Genomic DNA, 26,862 nt, shown 5'->3' with positions numbered 1-26,862 from the left:
GCGGGAAACACACCCACAACCATCGATGGGACGATTGTAACAATCCGTATTGGAAAGTGATTGCCGCAGATGACCCCGAACAAGCTATGAGGAACCAACCATTGAACATCCGCCCTTCGAACCGGTGACAAATGCTGCTTGAAACTCGATTGCTGCGCGCCTTCGCTTGCCTGACCCTGGCTCTTGCTCTCGGCGCTTGCACGACAACCGATCCGAAACTGCCCAATGCAGCGTCCGCTCCTATTCCCGAGCCATCACCGCGCGTCGCAAGCGCTGCCTCGGAGAACAAACCTGCAGCCCAATCCTCGAACAAATCGGTCGATGGTCTGATCTCGAAATACTCTGTTGCCTATGCCGTACCGGAATCGCTCGTGCGCCGTGTGGTCAAGCGCGAAAGCAGCTTCAATCCCGGTGCACGCAACGGCCCATATTGGGGCCTGATGCAGCTATTGCCCGCAACAGCGCGGGGCCTCGGCCATGATGGCAGCGCCAAGGATTTGCTCGATGCCGAAACCAACCTCAAATATGGCGTGAAGTACCTGGCGGGCGCCTATAAGGTTGCTGACAGCAATCCCGATCAGGCCGTGCGGCTCTATTCCCGCGGCTACTACTATCAGGCCAAGCGCAAGGGTCTTTTGAGTGTGCTGGAGCCGGATTCGGCGCCTGTCGATCCAGCTCCCGTTGCTTTCGCTGCTGCGCCTTCGATAGCAGCCGCCGGTCCCGCTGCAGCAACAACGGCGCTTTCGGAACCAACCCAGCTCGCCTTTGCCGAGGAGCGCGTCGTGCTTCCCTCGGTGGTCCCTCTGCCATTCGAACGGCAAGACATCATGACGGCTGCGCCGTCGGCCACCACCGGTAAAAATGGTGCACGGGCCCGCGTCCCTGCCCCACTCTGAGATTCCCTGCAGCAGCCATTGCTGCCGTCAGGTAGTCCTTCGCTTGCTCCGCCGCGTCGTGCAAATCTGATCCTTTCGCGAGCCCCGCGGTCATCGCCGCGGCGAGCGTGCAGCCCGTACCGTGATCATGACTTGTCGCGATGCGCGGGTGGGAAAAGCGCTGCATGGTCACGCCGTCAAACAGCAGGTCGGTGCTATACTCGCCTTTTGAGTGACCGCCCTTGATCAGCACCGCCGAGGGGCCAAGCGCCAGAAGGAGCTCCGCCTGCCGTGCCATCTGGGCCTCGCCGTCAGCGATCGGCTGCCCCGTCAGCAATGCCGCTTCAGGCAGATTGGGTGTCACTACCACAGCGAGTGGCAGTAGCAGCTGACGCAGAGCCTCGACCGCCTCCGGCTGCAACAGGCGGTCGCCCGATGTCGCCACCATCACTGGATCAAGCACCGCCCTGCGGCCCCAATGCTGCAATGACGCAGCAATGGTCTCGATGGCCTCCGGCGTCGATACCATGCCGATCTTGATCGCCTTCACATCGATATCCGACAGCACGGCATCGATCTGGGCGCGGACAATACCGGGTGACAGATTTTCGATGGCGGTGACCCCGCGCGTGTTCTGCGCGGTGACGGCGGTGAGAACGCTGGTGCCGTAGACGCCAAGTGCCGAGAAGGTCTTCAGATCCGCCTGAATGCCTGCCCCGCCGCCGCTGTCGGACCCGGCGATGGTCAGGGCAATGGCGGTCATGCCCGTGCCTGCAACGCTGCATCGACCACGGAGCGCAGGGCCGCCGCAGCGCCGTTCGGGTCGGCTTGCCGGAAAATCGCCGAAATCACTGCAACGCCATCCGCTCCGGCAGCAATGGCAGGCGGCGTGCGCGCGAGATCAATCCCCGCAATTGCTCCAACCGGCAGGTCTGGTTTCACAGCCCGAATGATTGGCGCCAAGCGGCTGAAGCCGTCGAAGCCAATCGGACCATCGGGATTTGCCTTGCACAGCGTCTCGAACAACCCGCCAATGCAGGCATAGTCGATATCGCTTGTCGTTGCTGCCAGCGCATCGGCCTCGTTTTTCACGGTCAGGCCAATGATTGCATCCGGGCCGAGCAGTAGCCGCGCATCGCGGACCGGCATGTCCTCGCGGCCGATATGCACGCCCTCGGCACCGGCGGCAAGCGCCACATCGATGCGATCATTGACGACCAGCGGCACGCCCGTGTCCTTCAACGCGCTATGGATTGTCCGTGCGCGCTCCACCATCAACCGGGTCGGCGAATTCTTGTCGCGGTACTGGATGATCGTCGCGCCGCCGCGGGCGGCCGCAAGCGCAAGTGCGCCAAGGTCCTTGTCGCCGCCGATCGCGTCGAGATCGACGATGGCATTCAGCCGGAAATCTACTTTTGGTCGCACAGTCTGGACTCCATCATGAACAGGTTGGAGATCCGGATATGTGCGAAGACAAGGCAGAGTGCGCGAAGAAGGCTCAATTCCCGTTCCTACGCCGGCATAACCCGGATCAGGTTCAAGGGTCCAGCTCGACGCCATCTCAGCACTGTACAGTGCCCCCCTCGGAATGAAGTCATGATGGAGCGGGGCAAGATCAAAGTCAATTGCGCCGCCGGATGGACGTCCATTTAGTGGGTCAAGCGAACATTCTCGCCATCAACGGATTTGCAGGCGGCGGTTATGTAGTAAAAGAAGTCCTGCTTCGCAAAACCACCACCATCTTCCCACGCATGATACTGCTTTTCACTGCAGTCGAACAATACGTCCAGCGGCGGGGTGGAACCTAGGGGAAGTTGGGTGCCGTTTACAAAGAGATGGTTTACCGTCGCTTTATCATTTGATTTTAATGTCTTATTATATTTCTTGTACGCGTTATCGCTTGATGCTTTGCACTTTACGATACTCGTATTCGATGAATTGTAATAACCAATGTCACATCCATCAAACTTTATGTCCATTTTTAAGAACAGCTTTTCATATTCTCCGAGTTTGATGCTTCCTGTTGCTGGAACCTTGACAATCGTTCCGTTTCCACGGCCGTTCTCATAACTGTGGTCCTTAGCCGTATAGGTTACCGTTCCGACAGTGTCTTCTGTCGTTCCTCCGGGTCGCACAACGACAATGGAAACTTTCTTGAAGTACCAGCCATAAACCTTGTCAATGTCGATGGTTGCTTCAGAGGGCTTCAACGGCGCCAATGCCGTCGCATTGACCGCAATATCGACCTTGTCCTGGTTCAACAGATGCATGAACAGCGTGTTGGTCTGGCCCCCGATCGTAACGCTTACCTTCTGATTGGAAGCGTTGAAATTCACTGTCACACCATCGGCCTCGTCACCGAGATTGGCCTGAAGATAGGCACGGGCACGGGCTTCCGCCGCTGCCGAGTTCGCGCCGGTGAAGATCGAAGCGCCGGCCAGGGCGGCGGCATCGGCAGCGTTCTGCAATCGCGACCGGTCGTTGCTGGCGCGGCTGTAATCAACGGCAAGGCCGGTCATTCCCATAATTGGTACCAGCAGCAAAGTGAATGTAACGGCCGTCGCCCCGCTGCGGTCTCTCAGGAAATCTCGAATACGCTTCATGTCCCACTCCAGTCGTTGAGTGGAACCATTGATTCCATGGCGTAAATGCCGGCTTAGAAAATTCATTCAGATTTTCATTATTCCGCGCCGGATGGTCGAAATCCGCGGACTCACTTCCAGCATGGTAAAAATCAGATGAACGTTTCTGCCCTAGAGCCGCACGTCCGGCCGGACAAATCCCTGGCTGGCAATCAGCAGGTTGCGCGTGTAGTCCTGCGTCACCTTGCGCATGGCAAGCTCGGCTGCAGTCAGGCGTTCGACTTCGGCGCCATTTTGCATCACCATCAGCCGGTCGCACATATGGGTGACGACCGCGAGATCGTGGCTGACCATGAGGAATGTCAGCTTCCGGTCGCGGCGGATTTGCTCAAGCAAATTCAATACCTCCGCCTGCACTGACGCATCGAGCGCCGAGGTGGGCTCATCGAGCAGCAGGATCGACGGTTCCAGGATCAGCGCCCGGGCAATGGCCACGCGCTGGCGCTGCCCGCCGGAAAGCTGGTGCGAATAGCGGAAACGGAAACTCGACCCGAGCCCCACTTCATCCAGCGCGCGCAGGATGCGCTTTTCAATATCGCCGAAGCCATGAACGGCCAGCGGCTCCAGCAGCAGCCGGTCCACCGTCTGGCGCGGATGCAGCGAACCGTAGGGGTCCTGGAACACCATCTGCACTTCACGGTAGAACGCCTTGGTCCGCTTCGAGCCGAGCGTTTTGCCGTTGACGGTAATCGTCCCGCCGCTCACCGGCGCGAGACCGGCGACGGCGCGCAGGAGCGTGGACTTTCCTGAACCGGACTCTCCGACAAGACCGAATGATTCGCCCGGCGATACCTCAAGGCTCACACCGCGAAGGGCACGAAACCGGTTGAACACCACTTCGAGATTTTCGGTGACCAAAGCTCTCATCATGTGGCCCACTCCGGCTTGCGGTCGAGTACCGGCAGCGGATGCCGGTCATTGTCGATCTGCGGCATGCAGTTGAGCAGGCCTTGCGTATACGGATGCTTCGCCTTGTGCAGGTCCGTCGCGGCGATCTCCTCGACGATTCGCCCGGCATACATGACGATGACCCTGTCACAGAACGACGAGACCAGCCGCAGATCATGCGAGATGAAGATCAGGCCCATGCCGCGGTCGCGCACCAGATTGTCGAGAATGCGCAGCACGTCGAGCTGCACGGTAACATCAAGCGCGGAAGTCGGCTCGTCCGCGATCAGGAGTTCGGGCCCGGTAATCAGCATCATGGCGATCATCGCACGCTGGCCCATGCCGCCGGAGACCTCGTGCGGGTGCAGATCATAGACCCGTTCCGGATCGCGGATCTGCACGGCGGCAAGCATGTCGAGCGCGCGCTGGCGCGCCGCACTCTTGCTCACCTTCTCGTGCGTGCGCAGCGTCTCGACGATCTGCCTGCCGATGCTCATGACCGGGTTGAGCGAGTATTTGGGATCCTGCAGGATCATGGCAATGCGATTGCCGCGCAGTGCCCGCCGCTGCCTCACCGAGGCAGTCTGGAGATCGATACCATCGAAATTCAGCGTCTTGGCGGTGATCCTGGCATGCGGCGGCGTCAAGCCCATGATCGCGCGCCCCGTCTGCGACTTGCCGGAGCCGGACTCGCCGACAATGCCAAGACGCTCGCGGCCAAGTGTAAACGAGACACCGCGCACCGCATCGACCGTGCCCGTGCGCGTGGGAAACTGGACCCGAAGGTCCTCGACGGTCAGCATCGTGCTCATTGGCTGCTGCCTCGCGGATCCAGCGCATCGCGCAGGCCGTCGCCCAGAAGATTGAAGCCGAGACTGACGATCAGGATGGCAAAGCCCGGCATGGCGGCGACCCACCACTGATCCATGATGAAGCGGCGGCCCGAGGCGATCATTGCGCCCCATTCCGGCAATGGCGGCTGCGCACCGAGGCCGAGGAAGCCAAGTCCCGCGGCCGTCAGGATGATGCCGGCCATGTCGAGCGTCACCCGCACGATCAGCGAGGACAGGCACAGCGGCATGATATGGCGCAGCACAATGCGTGTCGGCGAGGCGCCCATAAGCTGCACGGCTGCGATATAGTCGGAATTGCGTACCGTCAGCGTCTCGGCCCGTGCTATGCGCGCATAGGGCGGCCAAGAGGTGATGGCGATGGCAATGACCGCATTTTCGATGCCGGGTCCAAGCGCAGCCACAAAGGCAAGCGCCAGAATGAGTTTGGGAAAGGCGAGAAAAATGTCGGTAATGCGCATCAATATGGAGTCGACCCAGCCTCCGGCATAGCCAGCGATCGTTCCCACAAGCAGGCCGATGGGTGCGGCGATGATAGCGACAAGGATGACAACATAGAGCGTCAGGCGCGAGCCGTAGATCAGCCGCGAGAGAATATCCCGGCCCTGATCGTCCGTTCCGAGGAGATACAGGCCACCCGGCGGCAGCAGGCGGGCATTGCGCAGATCGCCCGCAACCGGCGAGTGCGGGGCAAGCACGTCGGCGAAAGCCGCAACCAGCAGCAGCGCGATGATGATGGCGAGACCGACCACCGCCAGCCGGTTGCTGGCAAAGCGGCTCCAGACCAGATAGGCGCGGCCAAGCCTTGCCTGCATGCGCGATTGCGGCCGGTCGCTCATCAGCCATTCGCGGCGAGAAAGGGGACGTGCGGGGCTAAGTTCACTCATCGTGCGCGTGTCCGTGGGTCAAGCGCCCGATACAGAACATCGGACAACAGATTGATGGCAACGAAGACCGTGCCGATGATGATGGTTCCGCCCAGCACCGCATTCATGTCGGCGTTCTGCAGCGAATTGGTGATATACATGCCGAGGCCCGGCCAGGAGAAAACCGTCTCCGTCAGGACGGATCCTTCCAGCAGCCCGGCATAGGACAGCGCGATTACCGTCACCAAGGGAACAGCCGCATTGCGCAGCGCGTGGCCCCAGATGATGCGGGTTTCCGACAGGCCCTTGGCGCGGGCGGCGACAATATATTCCTGCTCCAGCTCGTTAAGCATGAACGAGCGCGTCATGCGGCTGATATAGGCAAGCGAGAAATAGCCGAGCAGCGAGGCAGGAAGGATGATGAAGCTGAAAATATTCCAGAACGCATCCCAGTTGCGCTGCAGGATCGCGTCGAGCAGGTAAAAGCCCGTTATCGGAGTAAATGTGTACTCGTAGACCACATCGATACGGCCCGGGCCGGAGGTCCAGCCAAGCTTTGCGTAGAATACCAGCAGTGCCAGCAAGCCCAGCCAGAAAATCGGCACCGAATAGCCAATCAGGCCGATGATGCGGACGATCTGATCGATGATGCTGCCGCGCTTGACCGCTGCCAGCACGCCGAGCGGCACACCGAACACGGCACCGAGGAGCGTCCCGAACGTGGCCAGCTCCATGGTGGCGGGAAACACCCGCCTGATATCTGTCATGACCGGGTTGGTGGTCAGCACCGAATTACCGAAATTGCCCTGCAATGCGTCTTTTATATAGATGACGAACTGCTGGTATATTGGCAAGTTGAGGCCATATTCCTCACGCACCCGCTCGACCACATGGGCGGGAGCCCGGTCGCCGACGATGGCCAGTGCCGGATCGATCGGGATGACCCGCCCAATGAAGAACGTGACGGCAAGAAGCCCCAGGAATGTGATGGCGCCAATCAGCAGGAACCTGCCGATAGCCCAAAGGAGGCTGGAGGCCCAGGCGCCTGATCGCCTGGACTCCAATCGTGATTCGGTGCTGCTCATATGATCAACTCTCGGGACTTGTCCCGATCATTTCGATACGTTGAAGACGTAGTTCGTATCGAATGATGGTCCGAGCTTGAACCCCTTCAGGTTCGAGCGAAGACCCGCGACTTCCGTCTGCTGGAAAATCAGGATGAACGGGCTGGTCTCGAGAACCTTCTTCTGCAGGTCCTGATACATCTGGGCACGCTTGGCACCATCGCGCTCGAGCAGGGCCGCCTTGGTTTCCTTGGTCAGGTCCGGCACATCCCAGGCGTTGCGCCAGGCCAGGGTCTTGTTGGTGCCCGCATCCGAATTGTCAGGATTGCTGGTGAAGGTTTCCGCATTGGAGTTCGGATCCCAGTAATCGACACCCCACTGGCCGATATAGGAATCGTGCGTGCGAGCGCGATACTTGGTCAGCGTCTGCTTACCATCGCCGGGAATGATCTCCAGCCTTACACCGGCCTGAGCCAGCGTCTGCTGCACCGATTCCGCAATGCCGGTCACAGGCTGGTTATTGCGCACGTCCATGGAGAACGAGAAGCCTTCCTTCAGCCCTGCCTTCTCCAGCAGCGCCTTGGCTTTTTCAACGTCCAGCTTGTAGGGGTTTTCATCGAGTTCTCCGAGAATTCCCTTTGGCAGGAAGGTCTGGTGGATCTCGCCGATGCCCTTGATCAGCTTCTCGCCAATCGCCTCGTAGTCAACCAGGTACTTCAACGCCTCGCGTACTTCAGGCTTCGCCAGGTTGGGGTTCTTCTGGTTGAGGCTGATATAATAGATCGTGCCCTTCGGGGCGCTGGTCGTCGTGATGTCGCTGTTCTTGACGACCTGCTCCAGGTCGTTCGGCTCGAGATTGCGCGCAACATCGATGTCGCCCTTTTCGAGCAGGAGACGCTGCGCCGCGCTTTCCTTGACGTGGCGGTAGATGACGCGGTTCAGCGCTGCCTTGGTGCCGTAATAATTGTCATTGCGTTCCAGGACGATGATCTCGTTGGCACGCCAGTCGCGGATCTTCATCGGACCGGAGCCGGCATAGCCGGTCTTCATCCAGGCATTGCCGTAATCGTCACCAACGACATGTTCGGAAACCAGCTTCTTGTCGACCACGGAGGCGACCGTCGCCGTCAGGCAGTTCAGCACGAAGCTCGGCGCATAGGGTTGATCGACCGTAAAGACAAAGGTTGACGGATCGGATGCCTTGGCCTTCTCGGCGACATTATCGGCTTTCAATCCGAACTGCGTCAGGATGAATGCCGGGCTCTTGTCGAGCTTGATCGCGCGCTCGAAAGAATAGGCGACGTCGTCGGCGGTGATCGGATTGCCCGAAGCGAATTTCAGCCCCGGCTTGAGCTTGAATGTATAGGTCAGGCCGTCGTCGGAGACAGTCCAGCTCTCGGCGATATCGGCAATGATCTTCGAGGGATCGTTGATATCGAGCCGGACAAGCTTGTCATAGGTGTTGCCGTTGATCTCGCCCATGGTGAGCTCGAAGGCCTCGGCCGGATCAAGCGTGATGACGTCGTCGATGGCAAATGCCTCGACAAGGGTATCGGCCGGCGTTTCCGCCCATGCCGGTACACCGGAAAGCATGATCGCGGAAAGCGCCGCCCCGCCGAGAAGAAGCCGGAATTTGGTATTGATCTGGTTCACCAACATTGTTCTGTTCCCTGTTTTAGAGCGATTGGTTTCTTGGCAATCTTAGTTTTCTTCGTGCCACGCCGATCGCAGCACGCGCAGCCAGTTTTCGCGGCAGATCTTTGCAAGATCATCTCCCAGATATCCGGCGTCCCGCAACGCCGCTACCAGGTTCTGATTTCCGCTTGCATCGGCAATTTCGCCGGGGATTTTAGCACCGTCGAAATCAGAACCAAGTGCCACGCAGTCGATGCCCATGCGGTTCACCATGTAGTCGATGTGGCGTACCATATCAGACAGTGGCGTATCGGCGTTTTCGCGCGCATCGGGGCGCAGCATGGCGACGGCATAGTTGAGCCCGACCAGACCCTTGCTCTCGCGTATGGCGTCCAGCTGCCTGTCTGTCAGGTTGCGTGCAACGGGGGTCAGCGCATGGACATTCGAATGGCTGGCGACGAGCGGTTGATCGCTGATGCGTGCAACGTCCCAAAAGCCTTTTTCGGTGATGTGGGCAAGATCAATGAGAATGCCAAGGCGGTTGCAGGCCTTAACCAGTTCCTCGCCCTCCCGCGTCAATCCGGGGCCCGTATCCGGATGCATCGGATAGGCGAAAGGCACGCCGTGGGCAAAGATATTGTTGCGGCTCCAGACCGGACCCAGCGAACGCAGTCCCGCGGCGTAGAAGACATCGAGCGCTGCCAGATCCGCACCTATCGCTTCGCAGCCTTCCATATGCAGCACGGCGGCGAACATATCCTGGCGCATGCATTCGGCAATCTCGGCTGTAGTGCGGCAGAGCTTCCACCCTCCGGCCCGCTGCAGTTTCAACGCGATCGCCGCCATCTCGAGTGAAATATCGAGCGATGGCGCGCGGTCCAGCGGCGCAGCGAGAGGCGTCGAATAATGGCCGTTGGCATCGGGTGCCTTGAAGGCAAGATCACCGGAAGGGACGTAAATGGCACAGAGGCCACCGATCAAGCCACCCTTGAGCGCCCTGATCTTGTCGATATGGCCGGAAGTCGTCCCATCGATAAACTCCTGGATCGGATCGGCCCCGTCTCTTGAATGTTTCCACAACCGGTAAAGCACATCGTTGTGACCATCAAAGACAGGCTGCATTTCAATTCCCGATCAGGTTGACTCAAAAAAGTACGCCATCTTTGCCGGGCAATCGTTTGGCCTATCCCCGGGACATCGCTTCTTTTTTGACAAAAGATCATGACGCCGCCGAACAGGCAAGAGAGTTGTTGTACAAAAGTATAAAAACGCTGGGGTTCGATTCAACCTGCAGGTCGTGGTGGTGGTTGGTGTCAAACGATAGCATCAGGCATGACCAGACACCGAACCCGATATTTCGTGGACATATGCACGGAAATGGTATATTTCTTATACCAATACTGATCCATGCTGTTTGAGTACGATCCGGCAAAGAGCGCGTCCAATAAAATCAAACACGGTATTGATTTTGAGGAAGCACAACCGCTCTGGAAAGAAGACCGGATGCTGGAAGCTCCAGCCAAAGTGGACGGAGAGCCGCGTTTTCTCGTAATTGGCTTACTCAGAGGCAAACATTGGTCAGCTATCTGCGTTTACAGAAGCGGTAAGGTTCGCATCATTTCGGTTCGCCGGGCCCGAAAACAGGAAATCGAATACTATGAAGACAAGTGATTTTGACCGCAATTTCGACGAGGGAGAAGATATTGCCGAACAGGTGGATTGGTCGAAGGCCCGTCGGCCCAACGAAGAACTCAAGCGGGTGAATGTCGACTTTCCCATGTGGGTAGTGGAAGGTCTGGACAGACAGGCACGGCGGCTTGGCGTGACCAGACAAGCCCTTATCAAGCTCTGGATCGCCGAACGACTGGGTTAGAGCGGTTTTCGTTTAACTATCCGAATAAACGGTGGTGCATTGAAAATCACTGCACCACCGATCCATTCCTAAACGTCGAGATTCGCCACACTCAGCGCATTGTCCTGGATGAACTCGCGGCGCGGTTCCACGTCGTCGCCCATCAACCTGGAGAACAGGCTATCGGCATCGGTGGCGTCGTGGACCTTCACCTGCAACAGCGACCGCGCATTCGGATCGAGCGTTGTCTCCCAAAGCTGGTCGGCATTCATCTCACCAAGACCCTTGTAGCGCTGCAATGACAGGCCTTTGCGTCCCGCCGCGAAAACGGCCTCGAGCAGAGAAATTGGTCCGGCAACAGAGTCGGCTTTTTCCTTGCGGCGCAGCACCGGCGGCTTGGCATAGATCTCGTGCAGGCGGGCGGAGTACCGGTCGAGCTGGCGCGCATCGGCAGAGCCGATCAGCGCCATGTCGAGGGTTACCGTTTCCTTCACGCCGCGCAACGACCGCTCGAAAATATAGCCGTCGAGGCCGTCATCCGGTGTTGCCAGACGGCCGGTCCAGCCCTTTTCGGTTTCCTCGGCGATCAGGTCGAGGCGTCCGGCGACTTCCGTTACCAGGCTTTGTGCCCTTACCGTATCGGAGATGGCTTCCGGATTGAGTGCGCCGGCAATGGTCGCCTGTTCGACGACAGCGCGATCATAGCGGGTGTTCAACCCCTGCAGCAGATGCCGCACTGCGAGCGCATCATTGATGACAGCACGCAGGTCGATACCTGCCCGCACTTCGCCGGTGCTCAATTCGAGCGATGCTTCCTCGAGCCCCGAGTCGATCAGGAACTCCTCGAAGGCGGACTCGTTTTTGATATATTGCGAGGACTTGCCGCGCGATACCTTATAGAGCGGCGGCTGGGCGATATAGATGTGGCCGCGCTCGATCAATTCCGGCATCTGCCGGAAGAAGAACGTCAACAGCAGCGTTCGAATATGCGCTCCATCGACGTCGGCGTCGGTCATGATGATGATCTTGTGGTAGCGCAGCTTGTCCGGGTTGAACTCATCCTTGCCGATGCTGGTACCCAGCGCCAGGATCAGCGTACCGATCTGATCGGAGGAGAGCATGCGATCCAGCTTGACGCGCTCGACATTGAGGATCTTGCCGCGCAGCGGCAGGATCGCCTGGTTCTGGCGCGAGCGTCCGCCCTTGGCGGATCCCCCGGCGCTGTCACCCTCGACGATGAAGATTTCCGACTTGGCAGGGTCTTTCTCCTGGCAATCGGCAAGCTTGCCCGGCAGCGAACTGATGCTGAGCGAGTTCTTGCGGGTGATGTCACGCGCCTTGCGCGCTGCTTCACGGGCCGACGCAGCCTGAATGACCTTGTCGACAAGCACCTTGCCCTCGGCGGGGTGCTCTTCGAGCCAGGTCGAAAGCGCTTCATTGACGAGACTTTCGACAACGGCGCGCACTTCCGAGGATACGAGCTTGTCCTTGGTCTGCGACGAGAATTTGGGGTCGGGAACCTTGACAGACAGCACCGCTGTCAGGCCTTCACGGCAGTCATCGCCAGTCAGCGTTACCTTTGCCTTCTTCGCCTGGCCGGACGTCTCGGCATAGCCGGTCATCTGGCGCGTAAGCGCGCCACGGAAACCGGCAAGGTGCGTGCCGCCATCGCGCTGCGGAATGTTGTTGGTGAAGCAGAGCACGTTCTCGTGGTAGCTGTCGTTCCACCACATCGCGACTTCCACCGTCGTGTCATCCCTTTCGCCGCGAATATAGATCGGCTCGTTGACCAGTTCCTTCTTCGCGCGGTCGAGATAGCGCACATAGGCAGTCAGGCCGCCTTCATAGAACAGTTCGAGGTCGACCGGATCGGCATGCCGGCGATCTGCAAGCAGAATCCGGACACCCGAATTGAGGAAGGCCAATTCGCGCAGGCGGTGTTCGAGCGTCTTGAAGTCGAACTCGACCATGGTGAAAGTATCGGTCGACGGCAGGAACGAGACTTCGGTGCCTGTCAAACCTTCGGAATCGCCCGTGACGCGCAAAGGGGCATCGGCAACACCGTGGGTAAAGCTCATTTCATGGATTTTGCCCTGGCGGCGAGATCTTAAGCTTCAGCCAGACGGACAGCGCATTGACGACCGAAACGCCAACACCGTGCAGACCGCCGGAAACCTTGTAGGAGTTCTGATCGAACTTACCGCCCGCATGCAGCTGGGTCATGATGACCTCGGCGGCCGAAACGCCTTCCTCGTGCATATCTGTCGGAATGCCGCGGCCGTTGTCAGTCACCGTGCATGATCCATCGGGATTCAGCGTCACGGTCACGCGCGTCGCATGACCTGCAAGGGCCTCGTCGATGGCATTGTCGACGACTTCATAGACCATGTGGTGCAGGCCGGAACCGTCGTCCGTATCACCGATATACATGCCCGGGCGTTTGCGGACTGCATCCAACCCCTTGAGAACCTTGATGGATTCCGCACCGTATTCCGGCGAGGTTTCGACTGTCATCTCCGGTGTTTCACTCATGTAATTTCAATCTTTTTTCTCGCGCCTGAATTGGCGCACCCGTCTTTATAACAGAACCGGGCGAGATCATGCCCGGTTACAGTGGTAGATATAGTGTTTAATGCCGGTTTTTCCAATTCATGACACCCGCTCTATCCACGGATCATGGCCAATTGGTGGACTTTTTGGCGATTTATACTCACATCCCCGTTAGCGGCCGTTGGGGAAATCACCTGACGGACACACAGGAACTGGTTCTGTCCATCTGCTCAGGCCCCTGGGACCGGACGCACCCTGTCACTCGATGATTTGTACCTCCGTCTTCCCGATGGTCTGTAGCTCCTTCGATCCAGGTCGCGCAATGGGCGACTGCGCATCGAGAAAATCCTTGACCTCCTTGAAGGAGAGTGCCCCGTCGCTGTCCCGGTCCATATCCGCAAAATGACCGGTGAAATAACCCACGCCCGACTCTTCCGCCGAACTGAGGGTAACAAGCCGTATCGCGGGATCGGCCGCACGATCGAAAAGGGCCTTGATGCGCGCGTCGACGGCGGCGCTTACCGTTTCGCGGGTAAGGGGAACCGCGCCTTGCTTCGAGCCTGTTGATGAAGGAACAATGCTGCGCAACGACCGCCCCGGCATCTGCCTGTCGGGTTTGAACCGCGCCATGGTTTCAGCGGCATCCAATGGCTGTGCATGCCATTGCGCAGCAAGTAGCACTGCCATTCCGGCGGTGAACCAAACTCTCATGGCTGAACCCTTTCAGGACGAGGAGAACGTATGGCCGCCAGTACAATACCTGGCAGTGGCTGATCATAAAATGCTTCAAGGTCGCTCCGTACTCGGATGTAGAGGAAGAGTTTGTCCTTTGGGCCATCTTCAGGACCAATACCGTGACCGGCTTCATACAGTTTGACCGGCACTTTCATCGCTTCCGGCAATGCGGAAAGAACAAGTTCGGACTGATAGAAAGGCGTGTTCAGGTCATAATACCCGTGCTGAACCAAAACCTTCAAATCAGGTTTGAGACTAAGGCTCTCGGAGAGATCGGGAACACTTGACACCAACCTGCCAGGATTGACCGGATCATCGGGATGATGTGACCAGAAATCCCATTTGTCGATGATTTCACCATTGCTTCCCATATAACCTAAATTGGAATGATAGCCGATAAACTGCTCTTGATAGAGTTTAGCAAGCGGATCAAAATCGGATCTGCGGTCAAGTGCTGAATCGGTATCGTCAAATGTAATGGTCGCCCGCCCATCGGCAAGCACGAGTTTCCGGGGTTTGCCTGCATCGTCTTTGCCTGCATCGAAATACCAGCTGAATTCAAAGCTGTTCATATTCGGTTGGGCGATCCACGGATTGTTGGCGGCACTGTCTCCAGGTTTATGAAGCTTGCCAACACCGGTCAGTTCAAACAGGCGATTCAAGAAGGGCGGCGCCGCGGGTTGCTTGAGGAAGGCTTCCCATTTTGCCCGATCGGGGGCCTTGCTATTATCGACACCACTGAACGTCAAATCGTAAAGTTTGTTATACGCGGAGACAAATGGCACTACATTGTCCGGAATTGTATCGATAGGTTTACCTTTAAGTTCAATTGATTTTCCCCAATCGGCCGCAACCGCCGCATAAGTCGGAAGCGAGCCGCCACAAGATGCATCATTGGACATACAATCTGCTTCGTAGTCGAGTATCGGCGAGTTCAGGATCAGACCGGTGAGAACGTTCTTTGAATCTTTCTTGTCGGCATATTTGGCTGTCCCGCTTTCCAAGAGCATGCGTCCGATGACTGGAGCGCGAATGCCCCCATACGAAACTCCATAGACATATTTGGGCGATTCCTGACGATGATTGGCGTTGATGTAACGGATGATGAAATCGGTGAGCACGCTTGCGTCCTCATCGACGCTCCAGAATTCCTCGTTCCGACTGGGATAAACCGCCTTCGAATATCCAGTACCTACCGGATCGACAAAGACGAGGTCTGTCTTTTCGAGCAAGGTGTTGGGGTTGTCGGCCATGGGCAAAGTCGCCGATCCGGGTGCATTCCAGTCGATCCGTTTCGGTCCAAGAAAATTCAGGTCAAGCACGGCCGACGCGCCGCCGGGCCCGCCATTGAAAACGAACGTCACCGGCCGCGTGCCCTCGGGCAGCTCATCGCGCGTATAGGCAGTGTAGAAAATTGCTGCCTTCCCTTGACTGCTCGACGAAGGGTAGCGCGAACTTTCGGCCTTCAGATGTCCGGCAGTTACCGCGAATTTTATCGCATTGCCATTCAGGTAAATCGTGTGCACGTTACTGGTTGGCGTTTCGGTAAAATCGTGCAGACCGAACGTGCCCTCTGGCCCGTAATCGGGATCGCTCCAGGGTATGGCGTCGGCAGGACCCGGGATCGGCACCGGTGGCCGGGGCGGTTCAAACAGGGTTTCAAACGTGCTGGCAGCATGATCCTCCTCCGAATCCGATCCGCCACTACACGATGCAAGGAAAATCGCCAGCAAAAGCCAGCACAGGCGAAAAAGCATGATGAAAAGGCCTCACAATAAAGATTGGTTGAAATCGAATATCTGAAAAGATTGTCTGTGATTGCAGTCATCAGGGCGTATGAAATATGCGCCGAAACAGACCTCATTCGGGCGTTGGCGTCAAGGCGGAACCACCACAGAACCGTGGTCATTGGGCGAAAGTATAATGGTCGATTTGGTGGAAATCACGCGCGCCTGTCCCCACATGGGACCCGAGGAGGCCCAATGAATCCTGTACAAGCCGCGTTTGTTCCACCTGCCCCGATCCCGCGCACCGGGCCGGTCGGCACGCTGCGTCTTATCCGCACCATTTACCGCAATCCGCTCGAATTGTGGGGCGAGCCGTCCTACAACGAGCCTTGGGTCTCAATTGACTGGTCCTTCGCGCATACGATCATCGCCAATGATCCCGGCCTGATCCGCCATGTGCTCGTTGACAATGCCAAGAATTACAAGATGGCCGCGGTGCGCCAGCGCATTCTGCGCCCGATCCTGCGCGATGGGCTGCTGACGGCGGAAGGCGAGGTCTGGAGGCGCTCGCGCAAGGCCATGGCGCCAGTGTTCACACCGCGCCACATCCACGGCTTCGCCGAGGCGATGCAGCGGACAACCGAGGTTTTTGCCGATCGCTACGAAGGTCTCACTGGCACCACCGATGTGTCGCGCGACATGACGATGCTGACCTATGACATTCTCGCCGAAACGCTGTTTTCCGGCGAGATCGCCGGTGATCCCGACCAGTTTTCGCACGAGGTCGACCGGCTGTTTGAGACCATGGGCCGCGTCGATCCGCTCGATCTTCTCGGCGCGCCGGCCTGGCTGCCGCGCTTCACCCAGATTCGCGGGCGCCGCGCCCTTGCTTTCTTCCGCCAGATCGTCGCCAATACGATGGAAATGCGCAAGACCCGCATGGAGAACGAAGGCGACAGGGTCCCCAATGATTTCCTCACGCTTCTCCTCAGGGCCGAAGGGCCCGAAGGCCTGTCGCGCGCCGAGATCGAAGACAATATCATCACATTCATCGGTGCCGGCCATGAGACGACAGCGCGGGCGCTTGGCTGGACGCTGTATCTGCTGGCACGGGCGCCATGGGAGCGCGATCGCATCGAGCAGGAAATCGATGCCTTCATGGATCAGGCCAAGGTCCCGCCGCCACATGCGTGGCTGGACGCCCTGCCCTTGACCCGCGCCGCGTTCGAGGAAGCGATGCGGCTCTATCCTCCGGCTCCCTCGATCAACCGCGAGCCGATCGAAGACGATCAATACCAGGATCTGAAACTGCCGAAGGGCTCGGCGGTGCTTGTTATGCCCTGGACCGTCCACCGCCACCGGCTGTACTGGGACAACCCGGAAGCCTTCATGCCGTCCCGCTTCCATCCGGAGAATCGCGACAAGATCGACCGCTTCCAATATTTGCCGTTCGGGGCGGGGCCGCGCGTCTGCATCGGCGCCAGCTTTGCCTTGCAGGAGGCGATCATTGCTTTGGCAACGCTGCTCCATCGCTACCGGTTCGACATGGCGGGAGCGATCAAACCCTGGCCGGTGCAAAAGCTCACCACCCAGCCGGATGGCGGCCTGCCAATGACCGTGACGGCGCGGCGGTAGATGCGTCAGGAAGGTTGATGCCGATAATCTCTCCCCTTGCGGGAGAGAAAGGATTTTCCTGGGTTTGGCCCCTTTGCTAAACCCTTGGAAAATCCAAGTGAGGGGTAAGTTCAGTGAAGCAAATCCCCTCTCTTGCGATTTCTAGCACTTAGCAAAGTGGCTAAGATGCTGAAATCGCTTTCTCTCCCGCAAGGGGAGAGATTGTCGACCACCCTTGATTTCACCAGAAATTTAATCTATATTTATTTCCAGTGAAAGGGCCGATTCATGGGAACCACTGCACAGCACATACCAGCAACTCCGGGGAAGACCGCCGTGGTCTCCAAGGCATTGCTGCGTGCGGCGGAATTGCTGGGGCTGACCGCCAGGGAGCTCTCCACTGTCGTCGGTCTGTCCGAACCCAGCATATCCCGCCTCAAGCGCAGTGAGGGTAGTGGCCCGCTCACCGGCAAGAGCTATGAACTCGCCCTCCTGTTCATTCGCCTCTACCGCTCGCTCGATGCGATTGTCGGCGGCGACGATGCCGTGGCTCGCCAGTGGATGCGAACTGATAATACGATGCTCGGCGGCAAGCCGCTCAACCGGATCAAAACCATTGACGGTCTCGCCCATGTCCTCGCCTATCTGGACGCCCGCCGCGCTCCGATCTGAATCACGCTCCAGCCACGGGGCCTGCTGGCGTCTCGTCGAGGCGCAGCATCGCGTTTCCACGATGAAGCTGGTCGACACGCTCGACGAACAGGCGTTGCTCGAAGACGAGCTTGAAGCCACCAAACCGCCGCTGCCTCCATCCTGCGTTCATCTCGACTATCTGCTGGCGACGCCGTTCCGCTATGGCCGCTATCCCGGCAATTCACGCTTCCGGCGTGAGGGCTATTCACCCGGCGTGTTCTACGCCAGCGAGCTGGTGGAAACGGCCGTGGCCGAAACTGCGTTCTACAGGCTGCTTTTCTTCGTCGAAAGCCCTGGCACGCCGTGGCCGCGCAATGCCCTCGAATTCACTGCCTTCGAGGCGCGCTACGCGACGACCAGTGCCATCGACCTCACCAGCGCGTCTTTCCTGAGCCAGGCGAAGCAATGGACGCACCTCACCGACTACTCCGCCTGCCTCGACCTTGCCGACGCCGCGCATGAAGCCGGGATCGAGCTCATCCGCTATCGTTCCGTGCGCGATCCGCAGGGCGGCATCAATCTGGCCCTGCTCTCCTGCGGCTGCTTTGCCATGCCGCACCCAACGCGCATGACGACATGGCGCCTGCATTTCTCCAATTATGGGGTCAATGCCATTTGCGACTATCCCGATACGCGGCTCGGCTTCAGCCTTGAAGCATTTGCCAGCGACCCGCGCATCGCTGCAATCACGTAATCACGCTGGGCTTGTCGCGGCCTGTGTGAACCTTGATTCCGGCAAGGTCTTCGGCGGCGCGGATGAGATCCGCCAGCGCGCCTTGCGTCTCCAGATCGTGCCGCTTTGGATCCGGCTCGTAGCGCTCGACATAGACGCGGATCGTCGCACCCGACGTTCCCGTTCCCGACAGGCGGAAGACCACGCGTGAGCCGCCTTCGAAAAGCACGCGGATGCCCTGGTTCTTGCTGACCGATTTGTCGACCGGATCGTGGTAGGCGAAATCATCGGCAGTCTGGATAGTCAAACCCTGGACAGAGGTACCGGGCAGCTTTGGCAGCCTCGCGCGCAGGTCATCGATCAGCGTATTGGCCGCAGCGGTATCGACACCCTCATAATCGTGGCGGGAATAATAGTTGCGGCCGTAGGTTGCCCAATGTTCCCTGGCGATCTCCCGCACGCTGATACGGCGCACTGCCAGAATGTTGAGCCAGAGCAGCACCGCCCAGAGCCCGTCCTTTTCGCGCACATGGTTCGACCCGGTGCCTGCACTCTCCTCGCCGCAGATCGTCGCCATGTCGGCGTCGAGCAGATTGCCGAAGAATTTCCAGCCGGTCGGTGTTTCATACATGCCGATCCCCAGTTTCTCGGCAACGCGGTCGGCGGCGCCGCTGGTCGGCATGGAGCGGGCGATGCCCGCAAGGCCCGCCTTGTAGCCGGGTGCCAGGTGCGCATTGGCGGCGAGCATCGCCAGCGGATCGGACGGCGTGATGAAAATGGCCTTGCCGATGATGAGATTGCGGTCGCCATCGCCATCGGAAGCCGCCCCGAAATCCGGTCCGTTTGCCGACATCAACAGATCATAGAGGTCCTTGGCATAGACGAGATTGGGATCGGGATGATGCCCCCCGAAATCCGGCAGCGGCACGAAATTGACGCAGGTGCCTTCCGGCGCCCCGAGGCGGTGTTCGAGAATTTCCTTGCCGTAAGGGCCGGTGACCGCGTGCATGGAATCGAAGCGCAGGGTGAAGCCCGACTTGATCAGCGCGCGGATTGCGTCGAAATCGAACAGTTCCTCCATCAGCGCGGCGTAATCGGCGACCGGATCGAGAATCTCGACATCCATGCCCGCAAGTTTCTGCGTGCCGATTGTGTCGATATCGGCATCCGGCGCCTCGGCGATGACATATTGCGTTATCGCCTTGGAACGGGCGAAGATCGCCTCGGTGATCTTTTCCGGCGCGGGTCCGCCATTGCCGATGTTGTACTTGATACCGAAATCTTCGGTCGGACCGCCGGGATTGTGGCTGGCTGAAAGGACGAGCCCGCCAAACGCCTTGTATTTGCGGATGACATTGGAAGCAGCTGGGGTCGACAGGATACCGCCCTTGCCGACGAGGACTTTGCCGAATCCGTTGGCGGCCGCCATCTTGAGGGCGATCTGGATAACTTCGCGGTTGTAGTAGCGGCCGTCACCGCCGATCACCAGCGTCTTGCCCTTGAAGCCTTCAAGCGAGATCGAACACCGACTGGATGAAGTTCTCGGCATAGTTTTTCTGCTGGAATTCCGGGACTTTCTTGCGCAAACCGGAGGTTCCGGGCTTCTGGTCGTCGAATGGCGTGGTGGGAACGGTTTTGAACATGATGAGTTTCCAGTCTCTAGCCAGTTTATGCGCTGCTCTGAAGTCTATGGGCGCAATCTATGGGGCGCCTAACGATCAGGTCAACACGACAAAAGTCAGGCAAGCAAATAAAAAAGGCTGCTCGAAAGCGGCCTATCGTCCAATTTATGAGCCAGCAAAATTAGCGGACGATGACCTTTGCACCGACCTGGGCGCGATTGTACAGGTCGATGATGTCCTGGTTCATCAGGCGGATGCAGCCCGAGGACATGGCCTTGCCGATTGACCACCATTCCGGGGTGCCATGCAGGCGATAGCCGGTGTCGCCACCCTTGTTGAAGAGATAGAGCGCGCGGGCGCCGAGCGGATTGGTGATGCCGGGATCCATGCCGTCACGGAACTTGGCGAGCACCGGCTGGCGCTGGATCATCTCACGCGGAGGCGTCCATGTTGGCCATTCGCGCTTCATTGCGGCGCGGGCAGTGCCTGCCCATTCGAAGCCTTCCTTGCCGACACCGATGCCGTAGCGCATCGCCTTGCCGCCGCCGAGCACGTAGTAAAGGTACTTCGCATTGGTATCGACGATGATCGTACCCGCTGCTTCGCCACCGTCGTAGTTGACTTCCTGGCGCAGATACTGCGGCGGAACCTTCATGCGCGGTACGGCCGGGATGACATAACCGGCATCGACAACGGAGTTGTAGGAAGCGGTCGAGTAGCTCAGTCCGATAGTCGAACAGCCCGTTAGAGCAGTTGCACCCATCAGTCCAACTGCAAGGACAATAGTCTTGAATTGCATGGTCACCCCGTTGAATATTATGCAGAATCTGCGATGGCGTTTGCTATTGCCTCTCTAGCGCCATTATTGTTAATGCCTGATTAACCGTAAAGCGCAGTTTTCTGTTAACCATGTTTTCTACAATCTGCTAGTGCATTTTTCCTGCGCATGGTTGCAGATTTGCCGATATCGTTTTGATCATGCCCCTTGTGATTCCAGGTCAGACAAGTCCGCTCATCGATGGACGGCAATCGGAAAACGCCATGCTGGTACGGCGCGGCGTGCAGCGGCTGTTCCTTGAGCTCGGCCTCGCGGTTCTGCCCGAACTGCCGCTGGCATCGGGCAGGCGCGCTGATCTGGTGGCGCTGACGCGCAGCGGCGAAATCTGGATTGTGGAGATCAAATCGTCGATCGAGGATTGGAAGGTCGATCGCAAATGGCCGATTTACCGGGAGCATTGCGACCGCCTGTTCTTTGCCACGCATCCCGGTGTTCCGGCGGACATTTTCCCCGAGGATTGCGGGTTCATTCTTTCCGACGGCTATGGCGCCGAGATCATTCGCGATGCACCGGAGCACAAATTGGCAGGCGCCACCCGCAAAGCCATGACCCTGCGATTTGCCCGCGTCAGCGCGGCACGCATGACACTGGCCGAGCTATCGGGCATCCATCTGCCCGAGACGGATATGGAGTAGCACCTCAGCGCGGCGCGCGCTTGGCGAGGATACGCTGCAGCGTGCGGCGGTGCATGTTGAGACGGCGTGCGGTTTCGGAAACATTGCGGTCGCACATTTCGTAGACGCGCTGGATATGTTCCCAGCGAACCCGGTCAGCAGACATCGGATTTTCAGGTGGAGCAACCTTTTCACCCGACCGGCGGGTCAGGGCCGCAAAAACCTCATCCGCATCGGCCGGCTTCGACAGGTAATCGATGGCGCCGAGTTTGACCGCGTTGACAGCCGTCGCGATATTGCCATAGCCGGTCAGGACAATCGCCCGCGTATCCTCGCGGCGCGCGCGGATCGCCTCAATGATATCAAGGCCATTGCCGTCGCCAAGACGCATATCGACCACCGCATAGGCCGGGGCGTTTACCTTGACACTGGCAAGGCCCGCTTCGACCGAGATCGGCGATGGCGACCGTGAAACCCCTCGTTTCCATGGCGCGCGCAAGGCGCTGCAAGAACGGCTTGTCGTCGTCGACAAGAAGGAGGGTGCGATCTCCGCCAATTGCTTCAATATCGTCCTGATCCGTGTTTTCCATCAGGTTTTCCTGCTCATTTCCTATGAATATACTCCGTAGAGCATTGTACGGTAAATAGAACGCATTTCTGTTTCCCGGATGGCGAGACAATCCACGCGGAAGGTGGCGAGGCCGATGTTTATCCATCGGACGAAGCCGCCTGACAAAGTGGGTGTCCGCCAGCCGGAAACCCGAAGGGCCTGGTGAATTCTGGCCAAATCGTTCGGGCTTTGGCATCGCCCGATGGAAAGACATCGGTCTCGCCAAACCCCTTGACCTTGTCCACGAATTCCCGCCGGCAGAATGCGTTTTATTTACCGTACAATGCTCTAATGGTTTGCAATGAACAAAATGTCAAAGACTATCCATCAGAGACACTTTTTGAGAATTCCGCCTGAAAACCGCTGGCTAAACCTGGCAAGTCAGAGCCGGCTTGTCAGGAGGTCTCCGCAATCAATTGGTGGCGTGGCCACGTCACAACAACTTCAGCGCCTTGGCCCGGGTCATTGCGATTGCGAAAGATGATGGTGGCGCCGGAGCGCTCCAGCAGTGTCTTGGCAATGAACAGCCCTAGCCCCAGCCCACCGCCATGTTCGTTGCTCTCGCGGTCCCGGCCCGTGGTGTATGGCTCGCCGATGCGGTCCAGAATATCGGGCGCAAAACCCTTGCCATCGTCACTGACGATGATCTCCACTGTCTTGTCGGTCCAACCCCAGCGGACATCGATGGTCTCCCGCGCGAAATCGACGGCATTTTCGACCAGGTTGCCGAGGCCATAGATAATGCCGGGATTGCGGCGGATGACCGGCTCGATGCCATCGCCGCGCAGTTTGGTCACTTTGATATTGACCCCGAAATTGCGATTCGGCTCGATGACTTCCTCAATCAGCGACGAAATCTTCAGGCGCGACATATGTTCTTCGCTTGTTGAAGACAGGCTTGTCAGACGTTTCAGGATTTCGCGGCAGCGTTCGGTCTGCGATCGCAGTAACTCGATATCCTCGGCAAAACGGTCATCCTGCTTCAGGCTCCGCTCCATTTCCTTTGCGACCAGCGCGATTGTGGCAAGCGGCGTGCCGAGTTCATGCGCGGCGGCGGCGGCAAGCCCATCCAGCGCGGAAAGATGTTGCTCGCGTTGCAGGATCAGTTCGGTGGCAGTCAGCGCGTCGGCAAGCAGCCGCGCCTCTTCGGCAACGCGGTATGCATAGACGGCGGTAAAGGCCAGCGCCGAGACCACCGAGCACCAGACTCCGGCGATCAGCACGAAGGGCAGTTGCATCGTCTCGTCGGGATACCATGGTAGCGGCAGGTAAACATTGGCCAGAAGGGTGGCGCAGATGGTGACAAGCAGGCCGAGTGCTATCGTTGCGTAGGCCGGCAGCGAAGTGGCGGAAATGATGACGGGAACGATCATCAGCACGGCAAAGGGGTTCTGCAGCCCGCCGGTCATATAAAGCAGGCCCGCCACCTGGAGGATATCGAAGGCGAGAACGGTAATCGCCGCGCGTGGCTCGAGCCGGTGGTTGATCGGATAGCGGAACGACATCAGCAGGTTGAGCCATGCCGAGCAGGCGATCAGCGCGAAGCATATGCTGACGGGGAAGGGAAATTTGAGGTAGAGCGCGACGAAAAGCACGGCGATGCTCTGGCCGGCGACGGCAAGCCAGCGCAGGCGGATGAGCGTCGTCAGCCGCAGGCGGCGCGACAGATAAGATGAGCGTATGCCGAAATCCTGAACCATGCGCGAGCTTTAGAACAAACGCGGTGGAAATGGAATTGTGGAGTTTTTGGGGGTGCATGCTGTGGTTATCTCTCCCCTTGTGGGAGAGAAAGGATTTTCCCGGATTTAGCTTCTTCGCTAAATCCTTGGAAAATCCAAGTGAGGGGGCAGTTCAGTGAGGCAAATCCCTCTCTTGCGATTTCTAGCACTTAGCCCCAAGAGGCTAAGATGCTGAAATCGCTTTCTCCCCCACAAGGGGGGGAGATAGAGGACGCTGCGGCTTTTCAAGTCCCCCTCGGCTTGGCGCGGCTGGTGGGCGATGCATTTGCTGGATCTTCCGGCCAGACATGCTTGGGATAGCGGCCGCGCATGTCGCTGCGCACGCCGGCCCACGAGCCCTTCCAGAAGCCAGGCAGGTCGCGGGTGATCTGGATCGGACGATGCGCAGGCGACAGCAGCTCAAGCAGCAAGGGGATCGTTCCGCCGGCGATAGCGGGATGCGTGGCAAGCCCGAACAGTTCCTGCACGCGCACAGCGAGCACCGGTTCGCCGGCATCGTAGCGGATGGGGATATTGGAACCCGTAGGCACCTCGTAATGTGTCGGTGCCAGCGCATCGATCTTGCGCTGCAGATCGTAGGGTATGCGTGAACGCAAACCTTCGATCAGTACGTGTGCGGAATCTGGCCGAGCTGTGCCGTACCTTTCAGGAAAGGCAAAAGCCAGTCGCCCGCCGTTGCGGTGAGCGCCTCGTCGTCCATCGCCGGCCATGGGAGCCCGAGACCCTGATGCAGCCAGGCGAGTCGGCGGCGCAGGATCGTTGCGTCTTTCGACCACGGCAGGATGTCGAGCCCGTGTGCGCACACCGCGGCGATGACGCCGCGATCCGCCTCTTCGCCACTCGGCGCGGGCAGTGTCTTCTCGGAAAGCGCGATGGCGCCGATGCGGGTGGCGTCGCGCGCCTGCAGGGCATTGCGAGCGGGATCGTAGGTGACCTGCCGTCCACTGACGATGCTTGTCCCCAGAGCCTCGCGGATTTCCGCTTCGGTCACCTCCGCTGCGGCCAGAATGCGCGCTCGTCCTGCACGCCCGGCGAGATCGGCGGCGACCAGCCACGGCGCTTTTGCCAGAGATGTGGCGGGATCGACCTCGCCGCCCCGCCCGTTCGCGAGCGTGAACTGGCCGTTGCCCCGCGCCTTGGCGATGCGGTCGGGATAGGCGCCAAGCAGCAGACGGCCGGCACTGTCCGGTCCCGCTGGTGCCGGTCCGCTATTTCCCGCCAGCCGTTTTGCCAGCCCGCGTGCACGCACGGCGCGGTCACCCCGCTCGCGCTGGAAGCGGGTGAGCCGGACATCGAGATCGATATCGTTGCCGCCGAGGCCGCGTTCGGTGAGAAGCACCGCAAGTTCCGCGGCCTGCAAACCCTGTCCGCGTTCGCGCGCGGTCAGGACCATGTGAGCCAGCCGGACTGGCAGGGCCAGCTCCCGCATGGCGTTGCCCATCGGCGTGATGCGGCCGCCTTGCAGTGCGCCCAGATTCTCCAGGAGTGCCCTGGCCTCCTTGATCGGCGGGGCAGGCGGCGGGTCGAGAAAGCTCAAGCTTGCCGGATCGGCAACGCCCCAGGCCGCGCAGTCGAGCACCAGTCCGGCAAGATCCGCTTCAAGGATTTCCGGCGGCGCGAAAGCTTCGAGCGCTGCCGTCTGCTCGGCGCGCCAGAGACGCAGCGCAATGCCGGGCCCGGTTCGACCGGCGCGTCCGGCGCGCTGATCGACGGCGGCACGCGCCGCCCGGACAGTCTCCAGCCGGGTGAGGCCCGTTGCGGGTTCGAATTTCGGCAGGCGCGCCAGGCCGCTGTCGATGACGACGCGCACGCCATCGATGGTGATCGAGGTCTCGGCGATGGAAGTCGCAAGCACCACCTTGCGCTTGCCGGCGGGTGCCGGCCTGATCGCCTGGTCTTGATCGCGGCCCTCCAGCGCGCCGTAAAGCGGCACGATCAGCGTGTCAGGGGGTACACGCCCTTCCAGCATATCCGCTGTGCGCTCGATCTCACGCTGGCCGGGGAGGAAGGCGAGGATGCTGCCGGTCTCGCTTCCCAGCGTGTCACGAATGGCCTTGGCCATTGCATCCTCGATCTTCTCGTCGGGATTGCGGGCCCGATAGCGGATGTCGATTGGAAAAGACCGGCCTTTGCTTTCCAGCACTGGCGCGTCCCCAAGCAGCGATGCCACGCGCGCACCGTCGAGCGTCGCCGACATGACCAGAAGCTTCAAATCCGGCCTCAGGCCCGCCTGCACGTCGAGCGCCAGCGCCAGGCCGAAATCCGCATCGAGACTGCGCTCGTGGAATTCGTCGAAAAGCACAGCGGCAACGTCCTTCAGGTCCGGATCGTCGAGGATCATCCGGGCGAAGACGCCTTCGGTGACGACGAGCACGCGCGTCTTCGCCGACACCTTGTTATCGAGCCGCATGCGATAGCCGACAGTCGCGCCAGCATCTTCGCCCAGCAGGCTCGCCATGCGGCTTGCGGCGGCGCGCGCGGCAAGCCGGCGCGGCTCGAGCAGGATGATGGTGCGGCCCTGGCGCCAGGGCGCGTTCAGGAGATGCAGGGGAACGAGCGTCGTCTTGCCTGCGCCGGGCGGCGCGACCAGCACCCCCGCATTGCCCCTTGCCAGCGCAGCGTCAAGCGCGGGCAGAATTTCGGTGACAGGAAGGTTGGGTAAGTCTCTCAACAGGTCATTTCCCGCATTTCAATGGTGTGGCGTTTTGACAGGGTTCCGGCCGCCAAGTCCAGCAGGATTGTGCCCCGCGTCATTTCGCTTTGATAAATGTCGC

General features: G+C 59.3%; 20 protein-coding genes, 4 pseudogenes and 1 riboswitch. Of the genes and pseudogenes, 7 read left to right on the top strand and 17 right to left on the bottom strand.

Annotated elements, in window-relative coordinates; genetic code table 11:
- Nucleotides 1-131: 131 nt before the first annotated feature.
- Nucleotides 132-896, top strand: coding sequence for a transglycosylase SLT domain-containing protein (locus tag N8E89_RS29285; RefSeq protein ID WP_410010349.1), 765 nt, complete (start codon nucleotides 132-134; stop codon nucleotides 894-896).
- Here N8E89_RS29285 and thiD read toward each other — a convergent pair.
- The 9 genes from thiD to N8E89_RS08785 all read right to left on the bottom strand — a co-directional run bounded on the left by thiD (nucleotide 826) and on the right by N8E89_RS08785 (nucleotide 9,943).
- A complete protein-coding gene (gene thiD, locus N8E89_RS08825; protein WP_262261746.1) occupies nucleotides 826-1,638 on the bottom strand; it encodes a bifunctional hydroxymethylpyrimidine kinase/phosphomethylpyrimidine kinase in 813 nt (270 codons plus the stop codon). The two genes, N8E89_RS29285 and thiD, sit on opposite strands and share 71 nt — an antisense overlap.
- Nucleotides 1,635-2,300: a thiamine phosphate synthase gene (gene thiE / locus N8E89_RS08820; protein ID WP_113172435.1), complete on the bottom strand. Its 666-nt coding sequence runs from the start codon at nucleotides 2,298-2,300 to the stop codon at nucleotides 1,635-1,637. Before thiE ends, thiD begins: the two co-directional genes overlap by 4 nt.
- Nucleotides 2,301-2,366: 66 nt before the next feature.
- Nucleotides 2,367-2,469, bottom strand: a riboswitch (TPP riboswitch).
- A 55-nt stretch (nucleotides 2,470-2,524) separates the two neighbouring features.
- Nucleotides 2,525-3,478, bottom strand: a complete 954-nt coding sequence (locus tag N8E89_RS08815) for a TadE/TadG family type IV pilus assembly protein (protein ID WP_113172436.1) — start codon at nucleotides 3,476-3,478, stop codon at nucleotides 2,525-2,527.
- A 150-nt stretch (nucleotides 3,479-3,628) separates the two neighbouring features.
- Nucleotides 3,629-4,384 (bottom strand): ABC transporter ATP-binding protein, encoded by a 756-nt coding sequence (locus N8E89_RS08810; protein WP_262261870.1) that lies wholly within the window; start codon nucleotides 4,382-4,384, stop codon nucleotides 3,629-3,631.
- The gene (locus N8E89_RS08805; RefSeq protein WP_106662533.1) at nucleotides 4,384-5,217 is read right to left on the bottom strand and encodes an ABC transporter ATP-binding protein; all 834 of its coding nucleotides are present in this window, start codon (nucleotides 5,215-5,217) and stop codon (nucleotides 4,384-4,386) included. Before N8E89_RS08805 ends, N8E89_RS08810 begins: the two co-directional genes overlap by 1 nt.
- Nucleotides 5,214-6,143 (bottom strand): nickel transporter permease, encoded by a 930-nt coding sequence (gene nikC, locus N8E89_RS08800; protein WP_106662532.1) that lies wholly within the window; start codon nucleotides 6,141-6,143, stop codon nucleotides 5,214-5,216. The genes N8E89_RS08805 and nikC overlap by 4 nt, the downstream gene beginning before the upstream one ends.
- Nucleotides 6,140-7,207: an ABC transporter permease gene (locus N8E89_RS08795; RefSeq protein WP_106662531.1), complete on the bottom strand. Its 1,068-nt coding sequence runs from the start codon at nucleotides 7,205-7,207 to the stop codon at nucleotides 6,140-6,142. Before N8E89_RS08795 ends, nikC begins: the two co-directional genes overlap by 4 nt.
- 27 nt (nucleotides 7,208-7,234) lie before the next feature.
- Nucleotides 7,235-8,845, bottom strand: coding sequence for an ABC transporter substrate-binding protein (locus N8E89_RS08790; RefSeq protein ID WP_410010348.1), 1,611 nt, complete (start codon nucleotides 8,843-8,845; stop codon nucleotides 7,235-7,237).
- 42 nt (nucleotides 8,846-8,887) lie between these two features.
- Nucleotides 8,888-9,943 carry a dipeptidase gene (locus N8E89_RS08785; RefSeq protein WP_262261745.1) on the bottom strand — a complete coding sequence of 352 codons (1,056 nt, stop codon included), beginning with the start codon at nucleotides 9,941-9,943 and terminating at the stop codon, nucleotides 8,888-8,890.
- Nucleotides 9,944-10,228: 285 nt separating this feature from the next.
- On the opposite strand from N8E89_RS08785, the gene N8E89_RS08780 reads away from it, so the two are divergent.
- Together N8E89_RS08780 and brnA are read left to right on the top strand one after the other, a co-directional pair.
- On the top strand, nucleotides 10,229-10,492 hold the full coding sequence (locus tag N8E89_RS08780; protein ID WP_262261744.1) for a BrnT family toxin: 264 nt from the start codon (nucleotides 10,229-10,231) through the stop codon (nucleotides 10,490-10,492).
- Entirely contained in the window at nucleotides 10,479-10,694 is a 216-nt protein-coding gene (gene brnA, locus N8E89_RS08775; protein WP_106662528.1) for a type II toxin-antitoxin system BrnA family antitoxin, read from the top strand. Before N8E89_RS08780 ends, brnA begins: the two co-directional genes overlap by 14 nt.
- Nucleotides 10,695-10,762: 68 nt before the next feature.
- Here the strand turns inward: brnA and gyrB are convergent.
- The 3 genes and pseudogenes from gyrB to N8E89_RS08760 form a co-directional block, all read right to left on the bottom strand.
- A pseudogene (gene gyrB / locus N8E89_RS08770) lies at nucleotides 10,763-13,205 on the bottom strand (DNA topoisomerase (ATP-hydrolyzing) subunit B).
- A 276-nt stretch (nucleotides 13,206-13,481) separates the two neighbouring features.
- A complete protein-coding gene (locus N8E89_RS08765) occupies nucleotides 13,482-13,934 on the bottom strand; it encodes an EF-hand domain-containing protein (protein ID WP_262261743.1) in 453 nt (150 codons plus the stop codon).
- Nucleotides 13,931-15,715, bottom strand: coding sequence for a S10 family serine carboxypeptidase-like protein (locus tag N8E89_RS08760; protein WP_262261742.1), 1,785 nt, complete (start codon nucleotides 15,713-15,715; stop codon nucleotides 13,931-13,933). Before N8E89_RS08760 ends, N8E89_RS08765 begins: the two co-directional genes overlap by 4 nt.
- Nucleotides 15,716-15,940: 225 nt before the next feature.
- Here N8E89_RS08760 and N8E89_RS08755 point away from each other — a divergent pair, with 225 nt between their 5' ends.
- From N8E89_RS08755 to N8E89_RS08745, 3 genes are all read left to right on the top strand, one after another.
- Nucleotides 15,941-17,320, top strand: a complete 1,380-nt coding sequence (locus N8E89_RS08755) for a cytochrome P450 (protein ID WP_106662524.1) — start codon at nucleotides 15,941-15,943, stop codon at nucleotides 17,318-17,320.
- Nucleotides 17,321-17,587: 267 nt separating this feature from the next.
- Complete coding sequence (locus tag N8E89_RS08750; RefSeq protein WP_106662649.1) at nucleotides 17,588-17,971, top strand: MbcA/ParS/Xre antitoxin family protein; 384 nt, start codon at nucleotides 17,588-17,590, stop codon at nucleotides 17,969-17,971.
- Nucleotides 17,931-18,686, top strand: a complete 756-nt coding sequence (locus N8E89_RS08745) for an RES family NAD+ phosphorylase (RefSeq protein ID WP_262261741.1) — start codon at nucleotides 17,931-17,933, stop codon at nucleotides 18,684-18,686. The genes N8E89_RS08750 and N8E89_RS08745 overlap by 41 nt, the downstream gene beginning before the upstream one ends.
- On the opposite strand, the pseudogene N8E89_RS08740 reads toward N8E89_RS08745, so the two are convergent.
- Nucleotides 18,679-20,308, bottom strand: a pseudogene (locus N8E89_RS08740) (alpha-D-glucose phosphate-specific phosphoglucomutase). The gene N8E89_RS08745 and the pseudogene N8E89_RS08740 sit on opposite strands and share 8 nt — an antisense overlap.
- Nucleotides 20,309-20,468: 160 nt before the next feature.
- Entirely contained in the window at nucleotides 20,469-21,086 is a 618-nt protein-coding gene (locus tag N8E89_RS08735; RefSeq protein WP_262261740.1) for a L,D-transpeptidase, read from the bottom strand.
- A 179-nt stretch (nucleotides 21,087-21,265) separates the two neighbouring features.
- Between N8E89_RS08735 and N8E89_RS08730 the strand changes: the two genes are divergently transcribed.
- Complete coding sequence (locus N8E89_RS08730) at nucleotides 21,266-21,760, top strand: MmcB family DNA repair protein (RefSeq protein WP_106662520.1); 495 nt, start codon at nucleotides 21,266-21,268, stop codon at nucleotides 21,758-21,760.
- Nucleotides 21,761-21,764: 4 nt separating this feature from the next.
- On the opposite strand, the pseudogene N8E89_RS08725 reads toward N8E89_RS08730, so the two are convergent.
- The 3 genes and pseudogenes from N8E89_RS08725 to hrpB form a co-directional block, all read right to left on the bottom strand.
- Nucleotides 21,765-22,329 (bottom strand): annotated as a pseudogene (locus tag N8E89_RS08725) (ActR/PrrA/RegA family redox response regulator transcription factor).
- Nucleotides 22,330-22,744: 415 nt separating this feature from the next.
- A complete protein-coding gene (locus N8E89_RS08720) occupies nucleotides 22,745-24,049 on the bottom strand; it encodes an ActS/PrrB/RegB family redox-sensitive histidine kinase (RefSeq protein ID WP_113172442.1) in 1,305 nt (434 codons plus the stop codon).
- Nucleotides 24,050-24,312: 263 nt separating this feature from the next.
- Nucleotides 24,313-26,759 (bottom strand): annotated as a pseudogene (gene hrpB, locus N8E89_RS08715) (ATP-dependent helicase HrpB).
- Nucleotides 26,760-26,862: the final 103 nt, after the last annotated feature.

Source organism: Phyllobacterium sp. A18/5-2 (assembly GCF_025452215.1).
GTDB classification, from domain to species: Bacteria; Pseudomonadota; Alphaproteobacteria; order Rhizobiales; family Rhizobiaceae; genus Phyllobacterium; species Phyllobacterium sophorae.
The sequence above is the reverse complement of the archived record's forward strand: the minus strand, read 5'-3'. Positions and strand labels throughout refer to the sequence as shown.